Here is a 16,037-nt window from a genome sequence, read left to right on the forward strand (position 1 = left end):
ATCATCGAGCGGGGCGGGGCATCGGACATGGGCGGCAGCGGCACTGGCACTGGCACTGGCACCGGAGGTGATACCGGCGGCGGCTTCATCGAGCTGGACGGCCTGGAGAAGGTGTTCGACGTCCGCCGCCGGACGGGCTTCCTGCGCAGCGAACGCCGCGAGGTGCGGGCCGTCGACGGCATCAGCTTCCGGGTGCAGCGCGGTGAGATGGTCGGCTACATCGGCCCGAACGGGGCGGGGAAGTCCACGACGATCAAGATGCTGACGGGCATCCTCACCCCGAGCGGCGGCTCGCTGCGGGTGGCGGGCATCGACCCCTCGCGGGAGCGTACGAGGCTAGCGCACCGGATCGGCGTGGTCTTCGGGCAGCGCACCACGCTCTGGTGGGACCTGCCGCTGCGCGACTCGTACCGGCTGGTCCACCGGATGTACCGGGTCCCGGACGCCCGCTTCCGGGACAACCTGGAGCGCTGCGTCGAACTCCTGGACCTGGAGCAGCTGTTGGAGGTTCCGGTGCGGCAGCTCTCGCTGGGGCAGCGGATGCGCGGCGACATCGCGGCGGCCCTGCTGCACGATCCCGAGGTGCTGTACCTGGACGAGCCGACGATCGGCCTCGATGTGGTGTCGAAGGCCAAGGTGCGTGGATTCCTGCGGGACTTGAACGCGGAGCGCGGTACGACGGTGCTGCTCACCACCCATGATCTGACGGACATCGAGCAGTTGTGCAAGCGGGTGATGGTGATCGACCACGGCCGTCTGATGTACGACGGGGCGCTGTCCGGCCTGCACGAGGTGGGGGAGAGCGAGCGGACGCTGGTGGTCGACCTGGAACGCGAACTCCCGCCCATCCGGCTGGAGTCGGAGCCCGCGGTGCGTACCGTGAAGGTGGAGGGGCCGCGGCAGTGGCTGGCGTTCCCGGCGTCCGCCTCGGCGGCACCCCTGGTGGCACGGATCGCCGCGGAGTACCCGATGGTGGACCTCTCGGTGCGGGAGCCCGATATCGAGGCCGTGATCGCGAAGATGTACGCCTCGGCCAAGGCGCCGGCCGAGGGTCCGGCCGAGGACCCGGCCGAGGACCCGGTCACAAAGGCGCCTGCTCCCGGCCGATAGGCCGGTGACGGAAGCTCGGGCGTTCAATAGGCTGCGCGCTATGAGTAGCGAACTTCCGGACATGCGCGCCTCCGACGCCGAGCGTGAACGCATCGCCGAGATTCTGCGCGAGGCGGTGGCCGAGGGCCGGCTGGAGATGGAGGAGTTCGAGCAGCGCCTCGACGCCGCCTACAAGGCCCGTACGCACGGGGAGCTGGAACCGATCGTCCGCGACCTTCCGGCCGTCGGCGCGGCGGCGGCGCCGGTGGCCGCGGGGCAGGCCGGAACCGGTTCGACGGCCCGCTGGTCGGACCGGGTGGGCACCCCCGCGACATCGGGCGGCGCCTTCGCGTTCTGGGGCGGGTTCCGCCGCCGGGGCAACTGGACGGTCGGCCGGAAGTTCACCGCGTTCGCGATGTGGGGCGGCGGTGAGATCGATCTGCGCGAGGCGAACTTCGAGGACCGTGAGGTGGTCATCCGCTGCTTCGCGATCATGGGCGGTATGCAGGTGACGGTCCCGCCGGACCTGAACGTCGAGGTCCGGGGCATCGGCGTGATGGGCGGCTTCGGTGAGAACACGAAGGACGAGGGCATCCCGGCCCCCGACTCGCCCCGGGTGCGGATCACCGGCTTCGCACTGATGGGCGGCGTCGGTGTGGAGCGCAAGCGGAGCAAGGCGGAGAAGCAGCGGCTGCGGGAGGCGGAGCGCTCGCGAGGGCGGCTGGAGAAGGGCGACGGGGGCAGGGGAAGGGGCAGGTAGCCCCCATCAGCCCCATCAGCCCCATCAGCCCCATCAGCCCCGGCGTCCGCCCTCGCCCGTCCGGCCCTGCCTGTCCGCCTCTGTCCGTCCGGCCCTGACGCCCGTTCCAGGCCCGCCAGGCCCAGGCCCGCCAGGCCCAGGCCCGTCAGGCCCAGGCCCGTCAGCGCCGGGTCCGCCCGGCGCCGGCGTCCGTCCCCGTCTCGCTATGCCGTCTCCGTCCAGCCGTCCCTCACAGCGCGTCGGACGACGGCCGGACGCTCACCAGGTCGGCCAGGTTCACCAGGGAGCCCAGTCGCCGGTAGCCCGCGTCGTTCAGGTGGAGGTGGTCACCGGAGTCGTAGGCGGGGTGCAGCCGGTACGGGTGGCCCGGGTCGCGCATGTCGCGGTCGAAGTCCAGGACCTGGTCGAAGACCCCGCCGGCCCGGATCGTCTCGTTGACCCGGTTGCGTACGGCGTCCTGGGCGGGGGTCCAGCTGCGGTAGCCGTCGTAGGGCATCAGGGTCGCGCCGACGACCCGCATTCCATGCGCGTGGGCCCGCTGCGTCATGCCGCGCAGGGCGTCCGTGATCCGCCGCGGGTCCGTCTGCTGGGGGAAGCCCTGCACGTCGTTGACGCCGAGGGCGATGATGACGGTCTTCGCGCCGCTGATGTCCAGCACATCGCGCTGGAAGCGGTCCAGGGCGCGCGGCCCGATGCCGTCGCGCAGGATGCGGTTGCCGCCGATGCCCTGGTTCACCACCGCGTAGCGGCCGTTCAGCCGGTCGGAGAGGATGTCGGGCCAGCGGCTGTTCGCGTCGGTGGTGGAGCCGGTGCCCGCGGTGAGGGAGTCACCGAGCGCGACGACGGTGCCGGTGGCGGTCGTGCTGCGCACGTCCACGGCGGTGAGGTAGCGCCAGGAGGTGCTGCGCCAGGTGCCCCGCTCGGTCTCCACGTAGGAGGTCTGGTGGCTGTTGGGGTGCGCGGTGACCGGGCCGCTCGCGGTGGGCGTGCGCAGGGTGACGACGAGGTCGGCGTCGGCGGCGACCGGGACGACGACGGGGTCGCTGACGATCTTCGCGCCCGGCGCGACGGTGGTGGCCGGGGCACCGCGGAACGTCACCGGGCGGGTGTTCACGGTGACGTTGTCGATCAGCAGCGGGTGCGTACCGAAGAGGTTGGAGAGGGTGACGCGGGCCGCGTTGCCGCCGATGCTGGTGTGAACGACGTTGCGGATGGTGCGGTGGGGCAGATTCTGGTCGTGGTTCGGGTCGGGAGCGCCGAGGACGGGCGCGGCCGTCCAGGTGGCGAGCCAGAGGCCGGCGGAGCGGGCCGGGGCCGCGGGCGGCCGGCCCGTGCTCTGCGGCGCCGCGGACGCGGAGGCCTTCGCCCGGGGCCCGGAGAACAGCAACGAGCCGGTGAACGCCACGACGGCGGCGAGCACGGCGGTGCCGGTCACGAGAGCTATGAGCAGGGCGTACCCCTGGCGCCTGGGCATGGGCGGTGTTTCTCCTCTGTTCGTGGGCCGGTTCCATGATGCGGCAGGGCGCGGGGAACTCAACGTGCGGCCCGGGAGTAGGTCGGGTAAGGACAATGCGTACGGTGCGTCGGGGGACGATGCGTACGCGGACGGGTGGAGTGGATGGAACGGATCGAAGGCACCGGACCCGGCGAGCGGGAGGCCGCGGCACAGGCGGACGGGAGCGCGGGCGTGGGCGCGGGGGGCAGGGGTGCGGGCAACCGCCGCCCGGCCTCCCTGGCCTCGTTCTCGTACACCGCCGCGGACGAGGAGAAGCGGCGCGGCGTACGGCGGATGAAGACCACGGCCACGGGCCTCCTTCTGCTGGTCGCGCTGGTGTACGTCCTCGCCACCTGGGCGAAGAACGAGGGGGTGGGCGGCTGGCCGGGCTACGTCGCCGCGGCCGCCGAGGCGGGCATGGTGGGTGCGCTGGCCGACTGGTTCGCCGTCACGGCGCTCTTCAAGCGTCCGCTCGGCCTGCCGATTCCGCACACCGCCATCATCCCCACGAAGAAGGACCAGCTCGGGGCCTCACTCGGTTCCTTCGTGGGCGAGAACTTTCTTTCGGGTGACGTCGTACGGGACCGGATCCACTCCCTCGGCATCGGCGGCAGGGTCGGTGCGTGGCTCGCGGAACCGGAGCACGCGGACCGGGTCACGGCCGAGCTGTCGACCGCGCTGCGCGGGGCGCTGACGGTGCTGCGCGACTCGGATGTGCAGGCCGTGGTGGGTGAGGCGATCACCCGGCGGGCGAACGCGGCGGAGATCGGTCCGGGCCTCGGCAAGATGCTGGAGAAGGTCGTCACGGACGGCGGCCACCGCAAGGTGGTGGACCTGCTGTGTGTCCGGGCTCACGACTGGCTGGTGCTGCACGGCGACTCGGTGATGGACGCGGTGCAGGGCGGCGCGCCGGGCTGGACCCCCCGGTTCGTGGACAAGCGGGTGGGGGAGCGGGTCTACAAGGAGTTGCTGCGCTTCCTGACGGAGATGCGCGACATGCCGGGGCACCCGGCGCGCGGCTCGATCGACACGTTCCTGACGGACTTCGCGGCGGACCTCCAGACGGACTCGGAGACCCGGGCCCGCGTGGAACGGCTGAAGTCGGAGGTGCTGGGGCGCGGCGAGGTACAGGACGTCATCGCGTCCGCCTGGTCCTCGGTCCGCACGATGGTCATCGCGGCGGCCGAGGACGAGCAGAGCGAACTGCGGCTGCGCGCCCGTGCCTCCCTGATGTCCCTGGGCGCCCGCCTGGCGACGGACGGCCGCCTCCAGGCGAAGCTGGAGGGCTGGCTGGAGGACGCGGCGGTGTACGTCGTGACGACGTACCGGACGGAGATCACGTCGCTGATCAGCGACACGGTGGCCGGCTGGGACGCGGACCAGACATCGAAGAAGATCGAGGCGCACATCGGCCGCGACCTGCAGTTCATCCGCATCAACGGCACGGTCGTGGGCGCACTGGCCGGCCTGGCGATCTATTCGGTGTCCCGAGCGCTGGGAGGCTGAGCCGACCCGCCGGGGGGCGGCTCGGGCCCGTCCGGCGGGTCAATCAAGCCCGTCCGGCGATTGAGGACAACCGGCTCCCCGGACGCACCCGGGGGCCCACCCGCGCCTCGCCCCGTCCGCCCCGGGGCCCGGCCCGCACCTGCCCCGGGCTCGTCCGCGCCCCCCGGAACGCGCCGCTCAGGCCCCGCGCCGCGTAACCGCCCAGGACGCGGCGGCCACCGTGCCCGCCACGGTGAAGACCGCGGGCCAGGCGCCGATCCGCTTGGCGAGCGGGTGCGACCCGGCGAAGGCGGCGACGTACGCGGTGGTCAGCCCGACGGCGGCACGCTTCCCGGACCGCCGGTTCCACTCGTAGGCCGCCGCGGTGCCCGCCGCGGCGAGGGCGACGCCGCCCAGCGGCCGCTTCCTGGTCCACCGTGCGACCGCGTAGCCGCCGACCAGCCCGCTCGCCGCCACTGCCGTTGCCGGAATCCTCGCCATCGCCGCCACCTTCACCTTCGCGTCCGTCGTCCGGTGCCGCTTCTCGGGCCCGGTCCCGGATCCGAGGCTAACGCGGCATTCCTGCGTCCCGTCGCCGAGGGGGTGTACGTGCGTTTACCCTGGTACTCCGGAGGGTGAACGCACGTACACCCCTGCCTCGCCGCCGAGCACCGTACGGAGAGCCATGCCCGCGGACATACCTGCCCCAGCCGATTCCGCCGCCCCCGCCGTCCAGGCCCCGCACCCCCGCTTCGCCGTCGGCGTGCTGGCGTTCTGCGGTGTCGTGGTCGCGGTCATGCAGACGATCGTCGTCCCGCTGCTGCCGCACATCCCCGAGCTGACCGGCGCCACCCCCGCCGCCGCGAGCTGGCTGGTCACCGTCACGCTCCTCACCGGCGCGGTCTTCACCCCGGTCCTGGGCCGGGTCGGAGACATGTACGGCAAGCGGCGGGTGCTCGTCGCCTCGTTGGCGGTGCTGGTGGTGGGCTCCGTGCTCTGCGCGGTCAGCTCGCACATCGGCGTCCTGATCACCGGCCGCGCCCTCCAGGGTGCGGCGATCGCCGTCGTACCGCTGGGCATCAGCATCCTGCGCGACGAGCTGCCGCCCGAGCGCGTGCTGTCCGCCGTCGCGCTGATGAGCTCCACACTCGGGATCGGCGCGGCCGTCGGCCTGCCGATCGCCGCGGTCGTCGTGGAGAACTTCGACTGGCACACGATGTTCTGGGTCTCCGGCGTGATCGGACTCATCGACATCGCGCTGGTCCTGCGCTGGGTGCCGGAATCCCCGCTGCGCAGCCGGGGCCGCTTCGACGCCGTCGGTGCGCTGGGCCTGTCCGCCGCGCTGGTCTGCCTGCTGCTCGCGGTCACCCAGGGCGCCGACTGGGGCTGGGGTTCGGTCCGGACGGTGGGCCTGCTCGTCACGGCCGTGGTGGTGGCGCTGCTCTGGGGCGCGTACGAGCTCCGCGTCGCGACGCCCATGGTCGACCTGCGGGTCTCCGCCCGCCCGGCCGTACTGCTCACCAACATCGCCGCCCTGCTGATCGGCTTCGCGTTCTACGCGAACTCGCTGGTGACCGCCCAGATGGTGCAGGAGCCGAAGGCCACCGGTTACGGGCTCGGCGCCTCGCTCGTCGTCAGTGGCCTGTGCCTGCTGCCCGGCGGTGTGGCGATGGTGGCGCTCTCGCCCGTCTCGGCGCGGATCTCCGCCAGGCGAGGCCCGAAGGTCAGCCTGGCACTGGCGGCCGGGATCATCGCCGTCGGTTACGGGGTGCGCTACTTCACCAGCCACAGCCTGTGGCTGATCATCGCGGGCGCCACGGTCGTCGCGTCGGGCACGGCCATCGCCTATTCGGCGCTGCCCGCCCTGGTGATGCGCGGGGTCCCGGTCAGTGAGACCGGGGCGGCCAACGGTCTGAACACCCTCATGCGGTCGATCGGGCAGGCCTTCTGCAGTGCGACGGTGGCCGCGGTCCTGGCCAACATCACCTTCCGGGCCGGGGGCCGTACGGCTCCGACCCTCCACGCGTACCAGTTGGTCTTCGTGATCGCGGCGGGGGCGGCGCTCGCCGCGCTGGTCGTCACGCTGTTCCTGCCGGGCCACAGGCGGGCCGGGGCGGGTACGGTCGGGGAGAGCCGCAAGGCGTCGGGCATCCGCGAGGGCGGTGTACGGCCAGCACAGATCCAGGAGGGCGCATGACCGGCGGCCAGGCCACCGCACCGGCCACCGGGTCCGCGGACGCGGGCACCGGACGGAGCGCGATCCTGCGCGCGGCGCGGCGGGCGTTCACGCAGCGCCCGTACGCGGAGGTGACGATCCGCCAGATCGCCGCGGACGCCGGGGTGAGCCCGGCCCTGGTGGTCAAGCACTTCGGCCGCAAGGAGGAGCTGTTCAACACCGTGGCCGACTTCGGCCCGGCCGCCGCGGAACTGTTCGACGCCCCGCTCGCCCGGCTGGGCCGCCACCTGGTCGTCACCCTGGTGACCCGGCGCCGCGAGCTCAACTCGGACCCGCTCCTGCGCGTGGTGTTCTCCCTCGGCAACCAGGACGAACGCTCGCTGCTGCGCGACCGGTTCCACGAACAGGTGACCGACGCCCTGACCGCCCGGCTCTCCGGCCCCGACCGGGTGCTGCGCGCCGAGCTGCTGGCCGGCCATCTGCTCGGCCTCGGCGCCACCCTCAGCCTGCACCGCGAGGGAGCCGGCGCCCTGGCCACCCCGGAACACATCGCGGACCTCTACGCACCCGCGCTCCAGAAGCTGATCACGGGCTGAGCGGTCCGGGATCTCCACCTGCCGTCCCCGGAGCCGGCGGTATGGTCGGGGCCCTCCGCCGAGGGGGCCTCCTGTGACTGAACGTATCCACAACCATGCCCGCGGACATGCGGCGGCACTGGTCGTGGCGGCAGCCCTGGCGGCCGCCCTGGTGGCCGCGCTGGCGGGCTGCTCCGAGGCGACCACGCCGCAGGGACCCGGAGCCGGTGTCCCGCGGGTGGCCGCGTCGGTGTACGAGTCGGCGGAGGCCGCCGCGGAGCCGGTCGGCGACGAGGCGGGGGACGCGGAGGCGGGCGGTGAGGCGGCGGGGTACACGACCCCCGGACCCGAGAAGGTGCGGGACGCCTTCGCCGGCCTCCGGGCCACCCTCTACGACACCTGCACCCCCGGCGCCGGGGACTGCGCCTACTTCCTGGGCCGGGTGAACGACGAACTCACCGGCATGGAAGCCTCGATGAAGGCGGACCCGCAGGGCCCCGGCCACTTCAAGGAGCCCCTGGAATGGACGGCGAAGCTGCGCACCACGCTCGCCGGTGACACCTCCGCGGCCAGCTGGAGGAGCACTTCAAGGACCTGGTCGGCATCCGCGACCGCGTCAACTCCTGGATGCGGGGCCACCCGGAGGACTACCGCTGACGGCCCGGGGTCACTTGCCCAGCTTCGCCGCCAGCGCGGCGCGCCGGGCGAACGTCTCCTCCCTCGCGGCGTCCATCTCGCGCAGGGCCGTCTTCCGGTCGCGCTGGGCGAGCCGGTCCAGATAGAGGTGGCCGCGCAGGTGGTCCGTCTCGTGCTGGAGGCAGCGGGCGAAGTAGCCCCGGCCCTCGATGACCAGCGGATTGCCGTCCTTGTCCCGGCCGCGTACGACGGTACGGTCCAGCCTCGCCACCATCCGGTAGGGGCCCGGGACGGACAGACACCCCTCGGACTCCTCGACCAGCCTGCGCTGTTCGGGCGGCACCTCGTCCAGGACGGGATTGGCGATGTGCCCGACGTGGCGCACCCCCCAGTCGTCCGTGATGTCCCACATGAACAGCCGGAGGTCCACGCCGACCTGGTTGGCGGCGAGTCCGGCACCCTCCGCGACCTGGTTGGTGGCGAACATGTCGTCGACCAGCCGGGCGAGCTCGGGGGTGCCGAACTCGGTGACCTCCCGGCACGGGCGGCGCAGGATCTCCTCCCCGACGACGGTGATCCGGCGCACCGAGCCCCGCTCGGTCTCCGGCGCGAACCGGGGAAAGGAGTCGACGGGTACGCCCTGCACGCGTACCCGGCGGTCCTGCGAGGTGTCATCGAACCGAGCGGCCATGGGGATGATCAACGCCTTCCGCGCACAGGGGAGTCGGCCGGGGCGGCCGCGACGGCCGGGGGATGGCCGGGAAGGCCGGGCGGCCGGTTTGACTGAACGCTTTGCAAAGTAGCACCCTTTGCAAAATGAGCGATGAAAAGCGTCAGGCCGGGTCCACGGGCCCGCTGCCGTACCGGGCCCGCAAGCCGCTCCCGGACCACCCCGTCCGGGTAGCCCTGCTCGACCTGCTCGCGGAGGCCGGCACGGTGACGTCCACCGAGGCCGCCGCCCGCCTCGGCCACAGCTCCGGCCTCTGCTCCTTCCATCTGCGCCAACTCGCCGCGCACGGCCTGATCGAGGAGGCCCCGCACAAGGGGGGCCGGGTGCGTCCGTGGCGGCTGCGCTGGGAGACCCCCCGCGAGCCGGGCCGGGAGGGCGCGGCTGAGTTCGACGCGCTCGCACGCGGACTGGAGGACGAGAGCTACCAGCACTGGCTGAGCCACCGCGACCGGGCGCCGGCCGAGTGGCGGCAGGACGATTCGTTCAGTGCCGTCATTCATCTCACCCCGGCGGAGATGGCCGAACTCGCGTCCTCCGTGCGCGACTTGCTGGCTGTCTACCGCGAGCGCGAGGTACACCCGGGGGTGCGCCCCGCAGGCGCCGTGGCCGTGGCGGCGGTCACCAGGCTCTTCCCCCTGCTGGCCGACAACCCCGGTCGCCCGCACCCGGCCTGACGGCCTGCTGATTAAGCCGTATCGCTATCGCTATCGCTATAGATATCCGCGTCCGCGTCCGCGTCCGCGGCCGAAGCGGATTGCGCCAGCACGGCGAGCACCCTCGTGAGCTGTTCCCGCGCCCCCGCCTCCGTGAAGACCCCGTCCGGAGCGGCCGCCCGCCGGTCCACCGGAATCCGCACGCAGGCGGCCTCGACGACGGTGGCGCCCGTGTATCCGAGCACGGTCCGCAGTGTCGCCTCTGCGCCAAGGCCGCGCCCCGGGGAGGCGGCGCTGACCCAGGCGACCGGCTTGTCGCAGATCTCGGTCCCGCCGACCGTCCAGTCCAGCAGGTTCTTGAACGCCCCCGGCAGGGTCCCCGCGTACTCCGGGGTGCAGATCAGCAGGGCGTCGGCCGCGTCGATCGCCGCGCGCAGCCGGGCCACCGGCTCCGGCAGCGGCTCGGAGTCGTCATCGGGGTTGAAATGCGGCAGTACTCCGGGCCCCTCGTGGAGCACGGTCCGCACCCCAGGGGGTGCCACGGCCCGTGCGGTGCGCAGCACTGTCTCGTTGGAGGAAGCGGACCGCAGGCTCCCGGACAGCAGAAGGATCACGCGTGGCGTCGGCATGCACGGACAACCGGGCGGACCCGGCGGCTCATTCCCGTAGCTGTACGGAAGCGCCGCTCATCCCCGTCTCCGCATGGGCCCGGCCGCTCAGTCCCGTATCCGCACGGGCCCGGCTGTCAGCTCCAGCTCGGCCACCACCTGGTCGCCGCTCAGTTCGCCGGTCGGCCGGAATCCCAGCTTCCGGTAGAACTCCTCGGGCCCGTGCGCGCCGGGCACGTACGAGACGGTCGTACGTGTCTGCCCGCGCCGCCGCAGCTCGTCGTTGACGGCCTCCACCGCGAACCGACCGTAGCCCCGGGCCTGTTGTCCGGCGTCGATGTTCAGCCGCCAGAGCCCGGAGCGGGGCCGGTCGCCGGGCTGTCCGGGGTTGAAGCGCACGTCGAGGAAGGCCATCACGAAGCCGACGATCCGCTCGCCGTCCACGATCAGCCGGGGCCACGCGGTCTCGGGCGAGACGTAGGCCTGGGCGAGCGACCAGGCGACCGGCTTCACGAGCCCGTCCTGGTCGGGGCGGACCCGCAGGGCACAGGCCTCCTCGACGTTGTCCGAGGTGACGGTGGTGAGACGGGGTGAGAAGGGCATCCCGCAACCTACCTGCGCGCGCCGGCCGGGCACCAGCGGATATCGGCCGCACCGCCCCCGTACCGCCCGGAGCCGGATCAGCTGAAGACGACCGACCGGAGCTTGAGCCGGCTGGAGGCGTTGCCGCCGTTGGGACGCAGGGTGTAGTGGTCGCCGGTGCAGTCCGGGCCGGTGAAGACCGTCGCGGTCGCATCGGTGTTGTTCCAGGGCTTGTCGGCGGGGTCCGAGGTCTTCGGGTCCGCGACTCCGGGCAGGGTGACGCAGTCCCGGCTGGGCGGCGCGAGCAGGGCGACCGCCTGCCGGTGTCCGAGCGGGGTGGTGTACGTGTAGGCGAACTCGCCGTCGGCCGCGCTCGCGGAGCCGGGGAGGCTGACGACGAGCGCGAGGGCGCCGAGGGCGGCGGCCGCAGTGGTACGAAGTCGCATGGTGGGGGCACTCCTTGTGGGTTCGCCGCGCGGTTCGTTCGAGCCGCTCGGGTTGTTCGGGCCGTTTCGAGGCCGGGGCGGAACGCTGCAAGATCGTTCCGCCCCGAGTCTGTCCCGGCACCGGCCCCACCGGGCCGCCGGTTCACCCGCTCGCCGTACGGCTCACCCGAACGGGAACCGCCGAATCGGTTCGCCGACCGCCATCTGGGTCACGCTCCCTGACCGGGCAGCCCGTGGGCCCGGCCGTGTTGTGCAACGCGCACGGCCGCGTCAGGATCGGCGGAGCCGCAGCAACCGCGCACGCCGCACCGAACCCGACCCGGAGGCCCCGCCGTTCATGAGTGATTTCAGCATCCACCGCGGACAGGTGCACCACGCCTGGGACCGGACGGTCAAGCCCGTCGCCACGCTCGCCCCCGGCGACGAGGCGGTCCTGGAGTTCCAGGACGCGGGTGGCGGTCAGCTGACCGCCGCGTCGACCGCCGCAGACCTCCCCGAGCTGGACTTCGGCACCCTCAACCCCGTCACCGGCCCCCTGTACGTGACCGGGGCCGAGCCCGGTGACGCGCTGGTCGTCGACATCCTCGACGTACAGGTCGGGGAGTGGGGCTGGACGGCCTGCCTGCCCGGGTTCGGGCTGCTCACCGACGACTTCCCCGACCCGTACCTGCGCATCTCGACGATCACCGGCGGCTACGCCGAACTGCTGCCCGGCCTGCGCATCCCGGTGGTGCCGATGATCGGGACGATCGGCGTCGCGCCGCCCGAGCCGGGACCGCACTCGGTCATCCCGCCCCGCCGCTGGGGCGGCAACATGGACATCCGCCACATCGGCCCCGGCGCCCGGCTCATCCTGCCCGTCGGGGTGCCGGGCGCCCTGCTCTCGGCGGGCGACGCACACGCCGCGATGGGCGACGGCGAGGTCTGCGGTACGGGTGTGGAGACGGCGGCGACGGTGCGGCTGCGGGTGGACGTCCGCAAGGGCGCGGCGCCCCGTACCCCGGTGATCGAGACGGACCCGGTGAGCGCCAGGACCGGCGCGGCCCTGGCCACGACGGGCATTGGGCCGGATCTGATGGCGGCGGCGAAGGACGCGGTCCGCGCGCTGATCGACGAGATCTCGGCCCGGACGGGCCTCGTGCCGGAGGACGCCTACCTGCTGGCGAGCGTGGCGGCGGACCTGAAGATCTCCGAGATCGTGGACGCGCCGAACTGGGTGGTGTCGGCCCACGTGGAGCGGGAGCTGCTGGGCGGGGCGCAGGCGCGGAGGTAGCCGGCAACGCGGGTGAGGGGCGAGCAGGGAGGGCCCGCCCCGCCGCCCCTCACCCGCTCGCTCAGCTGTCCGCGTTGCGCCAGACGGTCACGTCCACCGTCATGTAGGTACTGGGCGAGTCCTCCGGCGAGTGGCCCTGGTACGTCAGGAGGCCCATGTGTCCCGTGCCCGTGATGATGCAGACCTGGCGCCCCTTGGTGAGCTTCTCCAGGGGGATGTTCTTCGCGAACCGGGTGTCCGCGCGGCAGACGTCCAGCGAGCCCTCCTGCCCCGGGTTGAGCAGGATCAGCTTCCCCTCGTCGCTCTCCGCGTCGAGGTACCCGCCGCTGTCGTAGGACAGTTCGTATCCCGCGTCCTCGCCCTCCTGGGGCCGGAGGCCCTCGTCGCCGAGCGTCAGGTGGTAGCCCTCGGTGAGGTTGATGGACTTGTACTCGGCGGGTTCGGGGTCGGCCTGCGGGGTCGGCTCGGTACCGGGCTCGCCGCCCTGGCCGCCCGCCGCTGAACCGGTCGCGTCCGGCGATGCGTTGTCCTGCGCGGAGCTGTTGTCCTCGGGAGAGGCGCTGGTCTTCGGGGAGGCGTTGTTCTGCGTCTCCTTGCCGTCGTCCTTGAGCGCGTAGTACGCCGCTCCGGCGCCCGCGACGGCGAAGACCAGCGCGGCGGCGACGGCGATGGCGGCGATCCGGCCGCGCCGGTTCTTCGCGGGCTGGTGTGTGGGGTGGGTCTGCGCCTGCGCGGGGTACGGACCGGGCAGGTGGGCCGGGGTCTGGTGCTGGGACTGCGGCTGAGGACCGGTGGGGTACTGCAGGCCGGGGTGGGCGGGCTGAGTCGGCTGCGCGTGCGGCGGCTGGAGGGGATAGGAGCCCTGGGACGTGTCGGCGTACTGCCCCGGCGGCGGCGTGGGAGCCGGGCCGAACCCCGGAGGCGGGGTGCTCGGCGCCGCCGGAGTGGTCGGTGAGTACCCGGCGGCCCGGCCGGGAGGCGTGGCCGGCGGCGGCGGGGTCTGGGCGGGGGCCGGGGCCGCCGCCCGTACGGTGATGTCGGCGGCGACCGGCTTCGGCAGCCAGTCCTCGGGGCGCCGCAGCACCGTCTCCGCGTTCGCGGTCTGGCACAGCTCGATGACCTCGGCGACCGAGGGCCTCGCCTCCGGGTCCTTGGCCAGGCACCGGCTGACCAGCTCCATCAGCCGTTCCGGGACGCGGCTGAGGTCGGGCTCCTCGTGGACGATCCGGTAGAGCACCCCGTGCGAGGTCCCCTCTCCGAAGGCGGGTGCTCCCGCCGCCGCGAAGGCCGCGACCTGGCCGAGGGCGAAGATGTCGGTGGCCGGGGTGACCCGGCGCCCGGCGGCCTGCTCCGGGGCCATGAACGACGGGGTGCCGATGGTGACACCGCTGCCCGTGAGCGAGGTCGCGTCGGCCGCGTACGCGATGCCGAAGTCGATGACGCGGGGCCCGTCGGCGGCGAGCAGCACGTTGGACGGCTTGAGGTCGCGGTGCACGATGCCCGCGCCGTGGATGACGTGCAACGCCTCGGCCATACCGGCGATCAGCAGCAGCACGGCCTCGACCGGCAGCGCCCCGTGCGCGACGACCGCGTCGGCGAGCGAGGGCCCCGGTACGTAGGCGGTGGCCAGCCACGGCTGCGCGCCGTTGGTGTCCGCGTCGATGACCGGCGCGGTGAACAGCCCCTGCACGCGCTGCGCGGACTGCACCTCCTGGGTGAACCGCCGCCGAAACTCGGCGTCCTCACCGAACTCCGGCCGGATCACCTTGATGGCCACGGGCCGCCCGCCGGGCGTGTACGACAGGTACACCTTGCCCATGCCGCCCGCACCGAGCTTGGCGGCCAGCCGGTATCCGGCGATGGTGGCCGGATCATCGGCTGTGAGTGGCTGAAAGACCTGGGAGCCGCTGCCCCCGCCTGGTTGCTGACCGCTCATGAATCCGTATCTCCCCCGAAGAGCGCTGCTGTCGAAACGGCACCTTATCCAAATCCCGGCCGGGACAGCCCTCGTGGAGCTCCGGAGCTTTCGGGCCGAGCCGGGCCCGGGCAGTTGCCCGGCGGGCTCCGGCTGTCCCCGGCGGGCTCCGGCTGTCCCCGGCTGTCCCCGGCTGTGACAATTCCCCTCATGCCGTGCCTGGTTGCTCCCGCGATGCCCGTCGGTGCGCCGGCCGTGACCGGCCGTCCCACCCTGCCCGTCGCCACCGAGGCCGTCCTGCGCCCGTGGCTGCTCACCGACGCCGACGCGGTACGGGAGGCCTTCAGGGGCCCGGCGGTCCAGCACCGGCACGTGCAGGGTGGTTCGGCCGAACTCGCCTACCGGGCCGCTCCGTCGGCCTGCTGCCATGGCCGGTGCTCTCGGAGGCGGTGGGTGTGGGCGCCTATGGGGGGCGGGGCCGGGGCCGGTCCGGCTGCTACTGCGGCGGGTTGAGCTTGCGGAAGTACGTCCAGCTGGTCTCGTTCGGCTCGCTCCACTTCTCCGGGGCGTGGGCGAACTCCGGGTGGTGGGCGGCGATGTAGGCGCGGGTCCGCTCGGGGACCTCGGCATACGAGCCGAGCTTGCGGCCCCGGCAGTGGTAGGTGAGGCCACCGGGCCGCTGACCGCGTGCCATCCACGGGAGCCACGGGGACATCCGGGTCCACGACATGGTGGCCGGCACGCTGGGTGCCGGACCTGCCAGATCCGCGCGGCCGGCGAAGAACTGGAAGAGCTCCAGGGCCTTGTACGTGTCACCGGCCGAGTGGACGGGGTACTCGGCCACCGGCAGCGGCGACGGGTAGGCGAGCGGGATCTCCAGGCTGAAGCAGACCTGCTCGCCCAGTTCGGTCACGGGGACCGGGAAGGGGCGCCACTTCTGGTTCGCCGGGTCGTTCCAGACGTGCACCACGGGCAGGTCCTGCCAGGTCTCCAGGATCTCGCGGCTCGTGGGGTCCAGGTAGAAGGCGGCCTCACGGGTGAGCAGTTGGTAGGCGTCGGGACCGGCCCCGGCATCCTGGACCAGGCGGGAGACATTGAGCCCTTCGAAGCCGAAGACGCGCTGGTAGGGCTCGTCGGGGGACCAGGCGTACACATCGCCGGACCACCAGTACGTGACCTCCTCGCCGTCGAGCGAGGCGCGGGTGCGGGCGAAGGACCGGAGCAGCTCTGCGGGTGTCGTCATGCGTACTACTCTGCGCGGCCGCCGCCCGCACCGGGCGGGAAACACCCGGACGGGCCCGAAGCGGCGGCATCGACCCGACGGCGGTGGGGAGGCGTCGGGCAGGGGTGGGGAACACGTACCGCACGCCCGCCGCCCGTTCCGAGCGCTCCCACAGCCGGGGGCCGGTCGCGGCGTCGGCGGCCCCGGCGGACAGCTCCACCCGCGTCGGTCTGCCGCGTGGTTCCGCCTTGCCGTCCGGCCCGATGAACTCACCGCCCGCCACGCTCGGGCCCGTGACCGCGCAGCTGCGGCAGCGCGCCCCGGTCCGGGGCCCGGGCGAGGGGGTGCGACGACGAAGACCCGCCCGGTCCGGTCCGGGATCCGGTCGGAGG

General features: G+C 73.1%; 15 protein-coding genes. 7 read left to right on the top strand and 8 right to left on the bottom strand.

The genetic code is table 11. The features are described from left to right. The first annotated feature begins 27 nt into the window (after positions 1–27). Together ACIP89_RS00665 and ACIP89_RS00670 are read left to right on the top strand one after the other, a co-directional pair. Positions 28–1,110: an ATP-binding cassette domain-containing protein gene (locus tag ACIP89_RS00665; protein WP_402113434.1), complete on the top strand. Its 1,083-nt coding sequence runs from the start codon at positions 28–30 to the stop codon at positions 1,108–1,110. Positions 1,111–1,150: 40 nt separating this feature from the next. Then, positions 1,151–1,849, top strand: a complete 699-nt coding sequence (locus ACIP89_RS00670) for a DUF1707 domain-containing protein (RefSeq protein WP_401921885.1) — start codon at positions 1,151–1,153, stop codon at positions 1,847–1,849. 229 nt (positions 1,850–2,078) lie between these two features. On the opposite strand, the gene ACIP89_RS00675 is transcribed toward ACIP89_RS00670, so the two are convergent. Beyond that, positions 2,079–3,323, bottom strand: a complete 1,245-nt coding sequence (locus ACIP89_RS00675; RefSeq protein WP_401921887.1) for an SGNH/GDSL hydrolase family protein — start codon at positions 3,321–3,323, stop codon at positions 2,079–2,081. A gap of 144 nt (positions 3,324–3,467) precedes the next feature. Here ACIP89_RS00675 and ACIP89_RS00680 point away from each other — a divergent pair, with 144 nt between their 5' ends. Then, a complete protein-coding gene (locus tag ACIP89_RS00680) occupies positions 3,468–4,850 on the top strand; it encodes a DUF445 domain-containing protein (RefSeq protein WP_402112167.1) in 1,383 nt (460 codons plus the stop codon). Positions 4,851–5,027: 177 nt separating this feature from the next. Here ACIP89_RS00680 and ACIP89_RS00685 read toward each other — a convergent pair whose 3' ends face one another. Further along, a complete protein-coding gene (locus tag ACIP89_RS00685) occupies positions 5,028–5,330 on the bottom strand; it encodes a hypothetical protein (RefSeq protein ID WP_401921892.1) in 303 nt (100 codons plus the stop codon). Between the two features lie 184 nt (positions 5,331–5,514). Between ACIP89_RS00685 and ACIP89_RS00690 the strand changes: the two genes are divergently transcribed. Together ACIP89_RS00690 and ACIP89_RS00695 are read left to right on the top strand one after the other, a co-directional pair. Further along, positions 5,515–7,026 carry an MFS transporter gene (locus tag ACIP89_RS00690; protein ID WP_401921894.1) on the top strand — a complete coding sequence of 504 codons (1,512 nt, stop codon included), beginning with the start codon at positions 5,515–5,517 and terminating at the stop codon, positions 7,024–7,026. After that, positions 7,023–7,601: a TetR family transcriptional regulator gene (locus ACIP89_RS00695; protein ID WP_401921897.1), complete on the top strand. Its 579-nt coding sequence runs from the start codon at positions 7,023–7,025 to the stop codon at positions 7,599–7,601. Before ACIP89_RS00690 ends, ACIP89_RS00695 begins: the two co-directional genes overlap by 4 nt. A 646-nt stretch (positions 7,602–8,247) precedes the next feature. Here the strand turns inward: ACIP89_RS00695 and def are convergent. Further along, positions 8,248–8,907 (bottom strand): peptide deformylase, encoded by a 660-nt coding sequence (gene def, locus ACIP89_RS00700; protein WP_402112170.1) that lies wholly within the window; start codon positions 8,905–8,907, stop codon positions 8,248–8,250. Between the two features lie 125 nt (positions 8,908–9,032). Between def and ACIP89_RS00705 the strand changes: the two genes are divergently transcribed. Continuing rightward, positions 9,033–9,620, top strand: coding sequence for a winged helix-turn-helix domain-containing protein (locus tag ACIP89_RS00705; protein WP_402112173.1), 588 nt, complete (start codon positions 9,033–9,035; stop codon positions 9,618–9,620). Between the two features lie 11 nt (positions 9,621–9,631). On the opposite strand, the gene ACIP89_RS00710 is transcribed toward ACIP89_RS00705, so the two are convergent. The 3 genes from ACIP89_RS00710 to ACIP89_RS00720 all read right to left on the bottom strand — a co-directional run bounded on the left by ACIP89_RS00710 (position 9,632) and on the right by ACIP89_RS00720 (position 11,235). Further along, positions 9,632–10,228: an NADPH-dependent FMN reductase gene (locus ACIP89_RS00710; protein ID WP_402112176.1), complete on the bottom strand. Its 597-nt coding sequence runs from the start codon at positions 10,226–10,228 to the stop codon at positions 9,632–9,634. Between the two features lie 87 nt (positions 10,229–10,315). Beyond that, positions 10,316–10,810 (bottom strand): GNAT family N-acetyltransferase, encoded by a 495-nt coding sequence (locus tag ACIP89_RS00715; protein ID WP_402112178.1) that lies wholly within the window; start codon positions 10,808–10,810, stop codon positions 10,316–10,318. Positions 10,811–10,887: 77 nt separating this feature from the next. Further along, positions 10,888–11,235, bottom strand: coding sequence for a hypothetical protein (locus tag ACIP89_RS00720; protein WP_401921912.1), 348 nt, complete (start codon positions 11,233–11,235; stop codon positions 10,888–10,890). Between the two features lie 337 nt (positions 11,236–11,572). Between ACIP89_RS00720 and ACIP89_RS00725 the strand changes: the two genes are divergently transcribed. Further along, entirely contained in the window at positions 11,573–12,508 is a 936-nt protein-coding gene (locus ACIP89_RS00725; protein WP_401921911.1) for an acetamidase/formamidase family protein, read from the top strand. A gap of 61 nt (positions 12,509–12,569) precedes the next feature. Here the strand turns inward: ACIP89_RS00725 and ACIP89_RS00730 are convergent, their stop codons facing one another. Together ACIP89_RS00730 and ACIP89_RS00735 are read right to left on the bottom strand one after the other, a co-directional pair. Further along, on the bottom strand, positions 12,570–14,444 hold the full coding sequence (locus ACIP89_RS00730) for a protein kinase (protein ID WP_402112181.1): 1,875 nt from the start codon (positions 14,442–14,444) through the stop codon (positions 12,570–12,572). Between the two features lie 475 nt (positions 14,445–14,919). Beyond that, the gene (locus ACIP89_RS00735) at positions 14,920–15,666 is read right to left on the bottom strand and encodes a DUF1838 family protein (RefSeq protein ID WP_402112184.1); all 747 of its coding nucleotides are present in this window, start codon (positions 15,664–15,666) and stop codon (positions 14,920–14,922) included. Positions 15,667–16,037: the final 371 nt, after the last annotated feature.

Origin of the sequence: Streptomyces sp. NPDC088730 (genome assembly GCF_044751215.1) — a bacterium.
Lineage (GTDB): Bacteria > Actinomycetota > Actinomycetes > Streptomycetales > Streptomycetaceae > Streptomyces.

Excerpts from the sequence above, each read along its gene's own strand:
- ACIP89_RS00690 (WP_401921894.1), top strand. The coding sequence starts at position 5,515 with ATGCCCGCGGACATACCTGCCCCAGCCGATTCCGCCGCCCCCGCCGTC.
- ACIP89_RS00675 (WP_401921887.1), bottom strand. The coding sequence starts at position 3,323 with ATGCCCAGGCGCCAGGGGTACGCCCTGCTCATAGCTCTCGTGACCGGC.
- ACIP89_RS00720 (WP_401921912.1), bottom strand. The coding sequence starts at position 11,235 with ATGCGACTTCGTACCACTGCGGCCGCCGCCCTCGGCGCCCTCGCGCTC.
- ACIP89_RS00665 (WP_402113434.1), top strand. The coding sequence starts at position 28 with ATGGGCGGCAGCGGCACTGGCACTGGCACTGGCACCGGAGGTGATACC.
- ACIP89_RS00695 (WP_401921897.1), top strand. The coding sequence starts at position 7,023 with ATGACCGGCGGCCAGGCCACCGCACCGGCCACCGGGTCCGCGGACGCG.
- ACIP89_RS00730 (WP_402112181.1), bottom strand. The coding sequence starts at position 14,444 with ATGAGCGGTCAGCAACCAGGCGGGGGCAGCGGCTCCCAGGTCTTTCAG.
- ACIP89_RS00705 (WP_402112173.1), top strand. The coding sequence starts at position 9,033 with ATGAGCGATGAAAAGCGTCAGGCCGGGTCCACGGGCCCGCTGCCGTAC.
- ACIP89_RS00735 (WP_402112184.1), bottom strand. The coding sequence starts at position 15,666 with ATGACGACACCCGCAGAGCTGCTCCGGTCCTTCGCCCGCACCCGCGCC.
- ACIP89_RS00715 (WP_402112178.1), bottom strand. The coding sequence starts at position 10,810 with ATGCCCTTCTCACCCCGTCTCACCACCGTCACCTCGGACAACGTCGAG.
- ACIP89_RS00685 (WP_401921892.1), bottom strand. The coding sequence starts at position 5,330 with ATGGCGAGGATTCCGGCAACGGCAGTGGCGGCGAGCGGGCTGGTCGGC.
- ACIP89_RS00680 (WP_402112167.1), top strand. The coding sequence starts at position 3,468 with ATGGAACGGATCGAAGGCACCGGACCCGGCGAGCGGGAGGCCGCGGCA.
- ACIP89_RS00725 (WP_401921911.1), top strand. The coding sequence starts at position 11,573 with ATGAGTGATTTCAGCATCCACCGCGGACAGGTGCACCACGCCTGGGAC.
- ACIP89_RS00670 (WP_401921885.1), top strand. The coding sequence starts at position 1,151 with ATGAGTAGCGAACTTCCGGACATGCGCGCCTCCGACGCCGAGCGTGAA.
- ACIP89_RS00710 (WP_402112176.1), bottom strand. The coding sequence starts at position 10,228 with ATGCCGACGCCACGCGTGATCCTTCTGCTGTCCGGGAGCCTGCGGTCC.
- def (WP_402112170.1), bottom strand. The coding sequence starts at position 8,907 with ATGGCCGCTCGGTTCGATGACACCTCGCAGGACCGCCGGGTACGCGTG.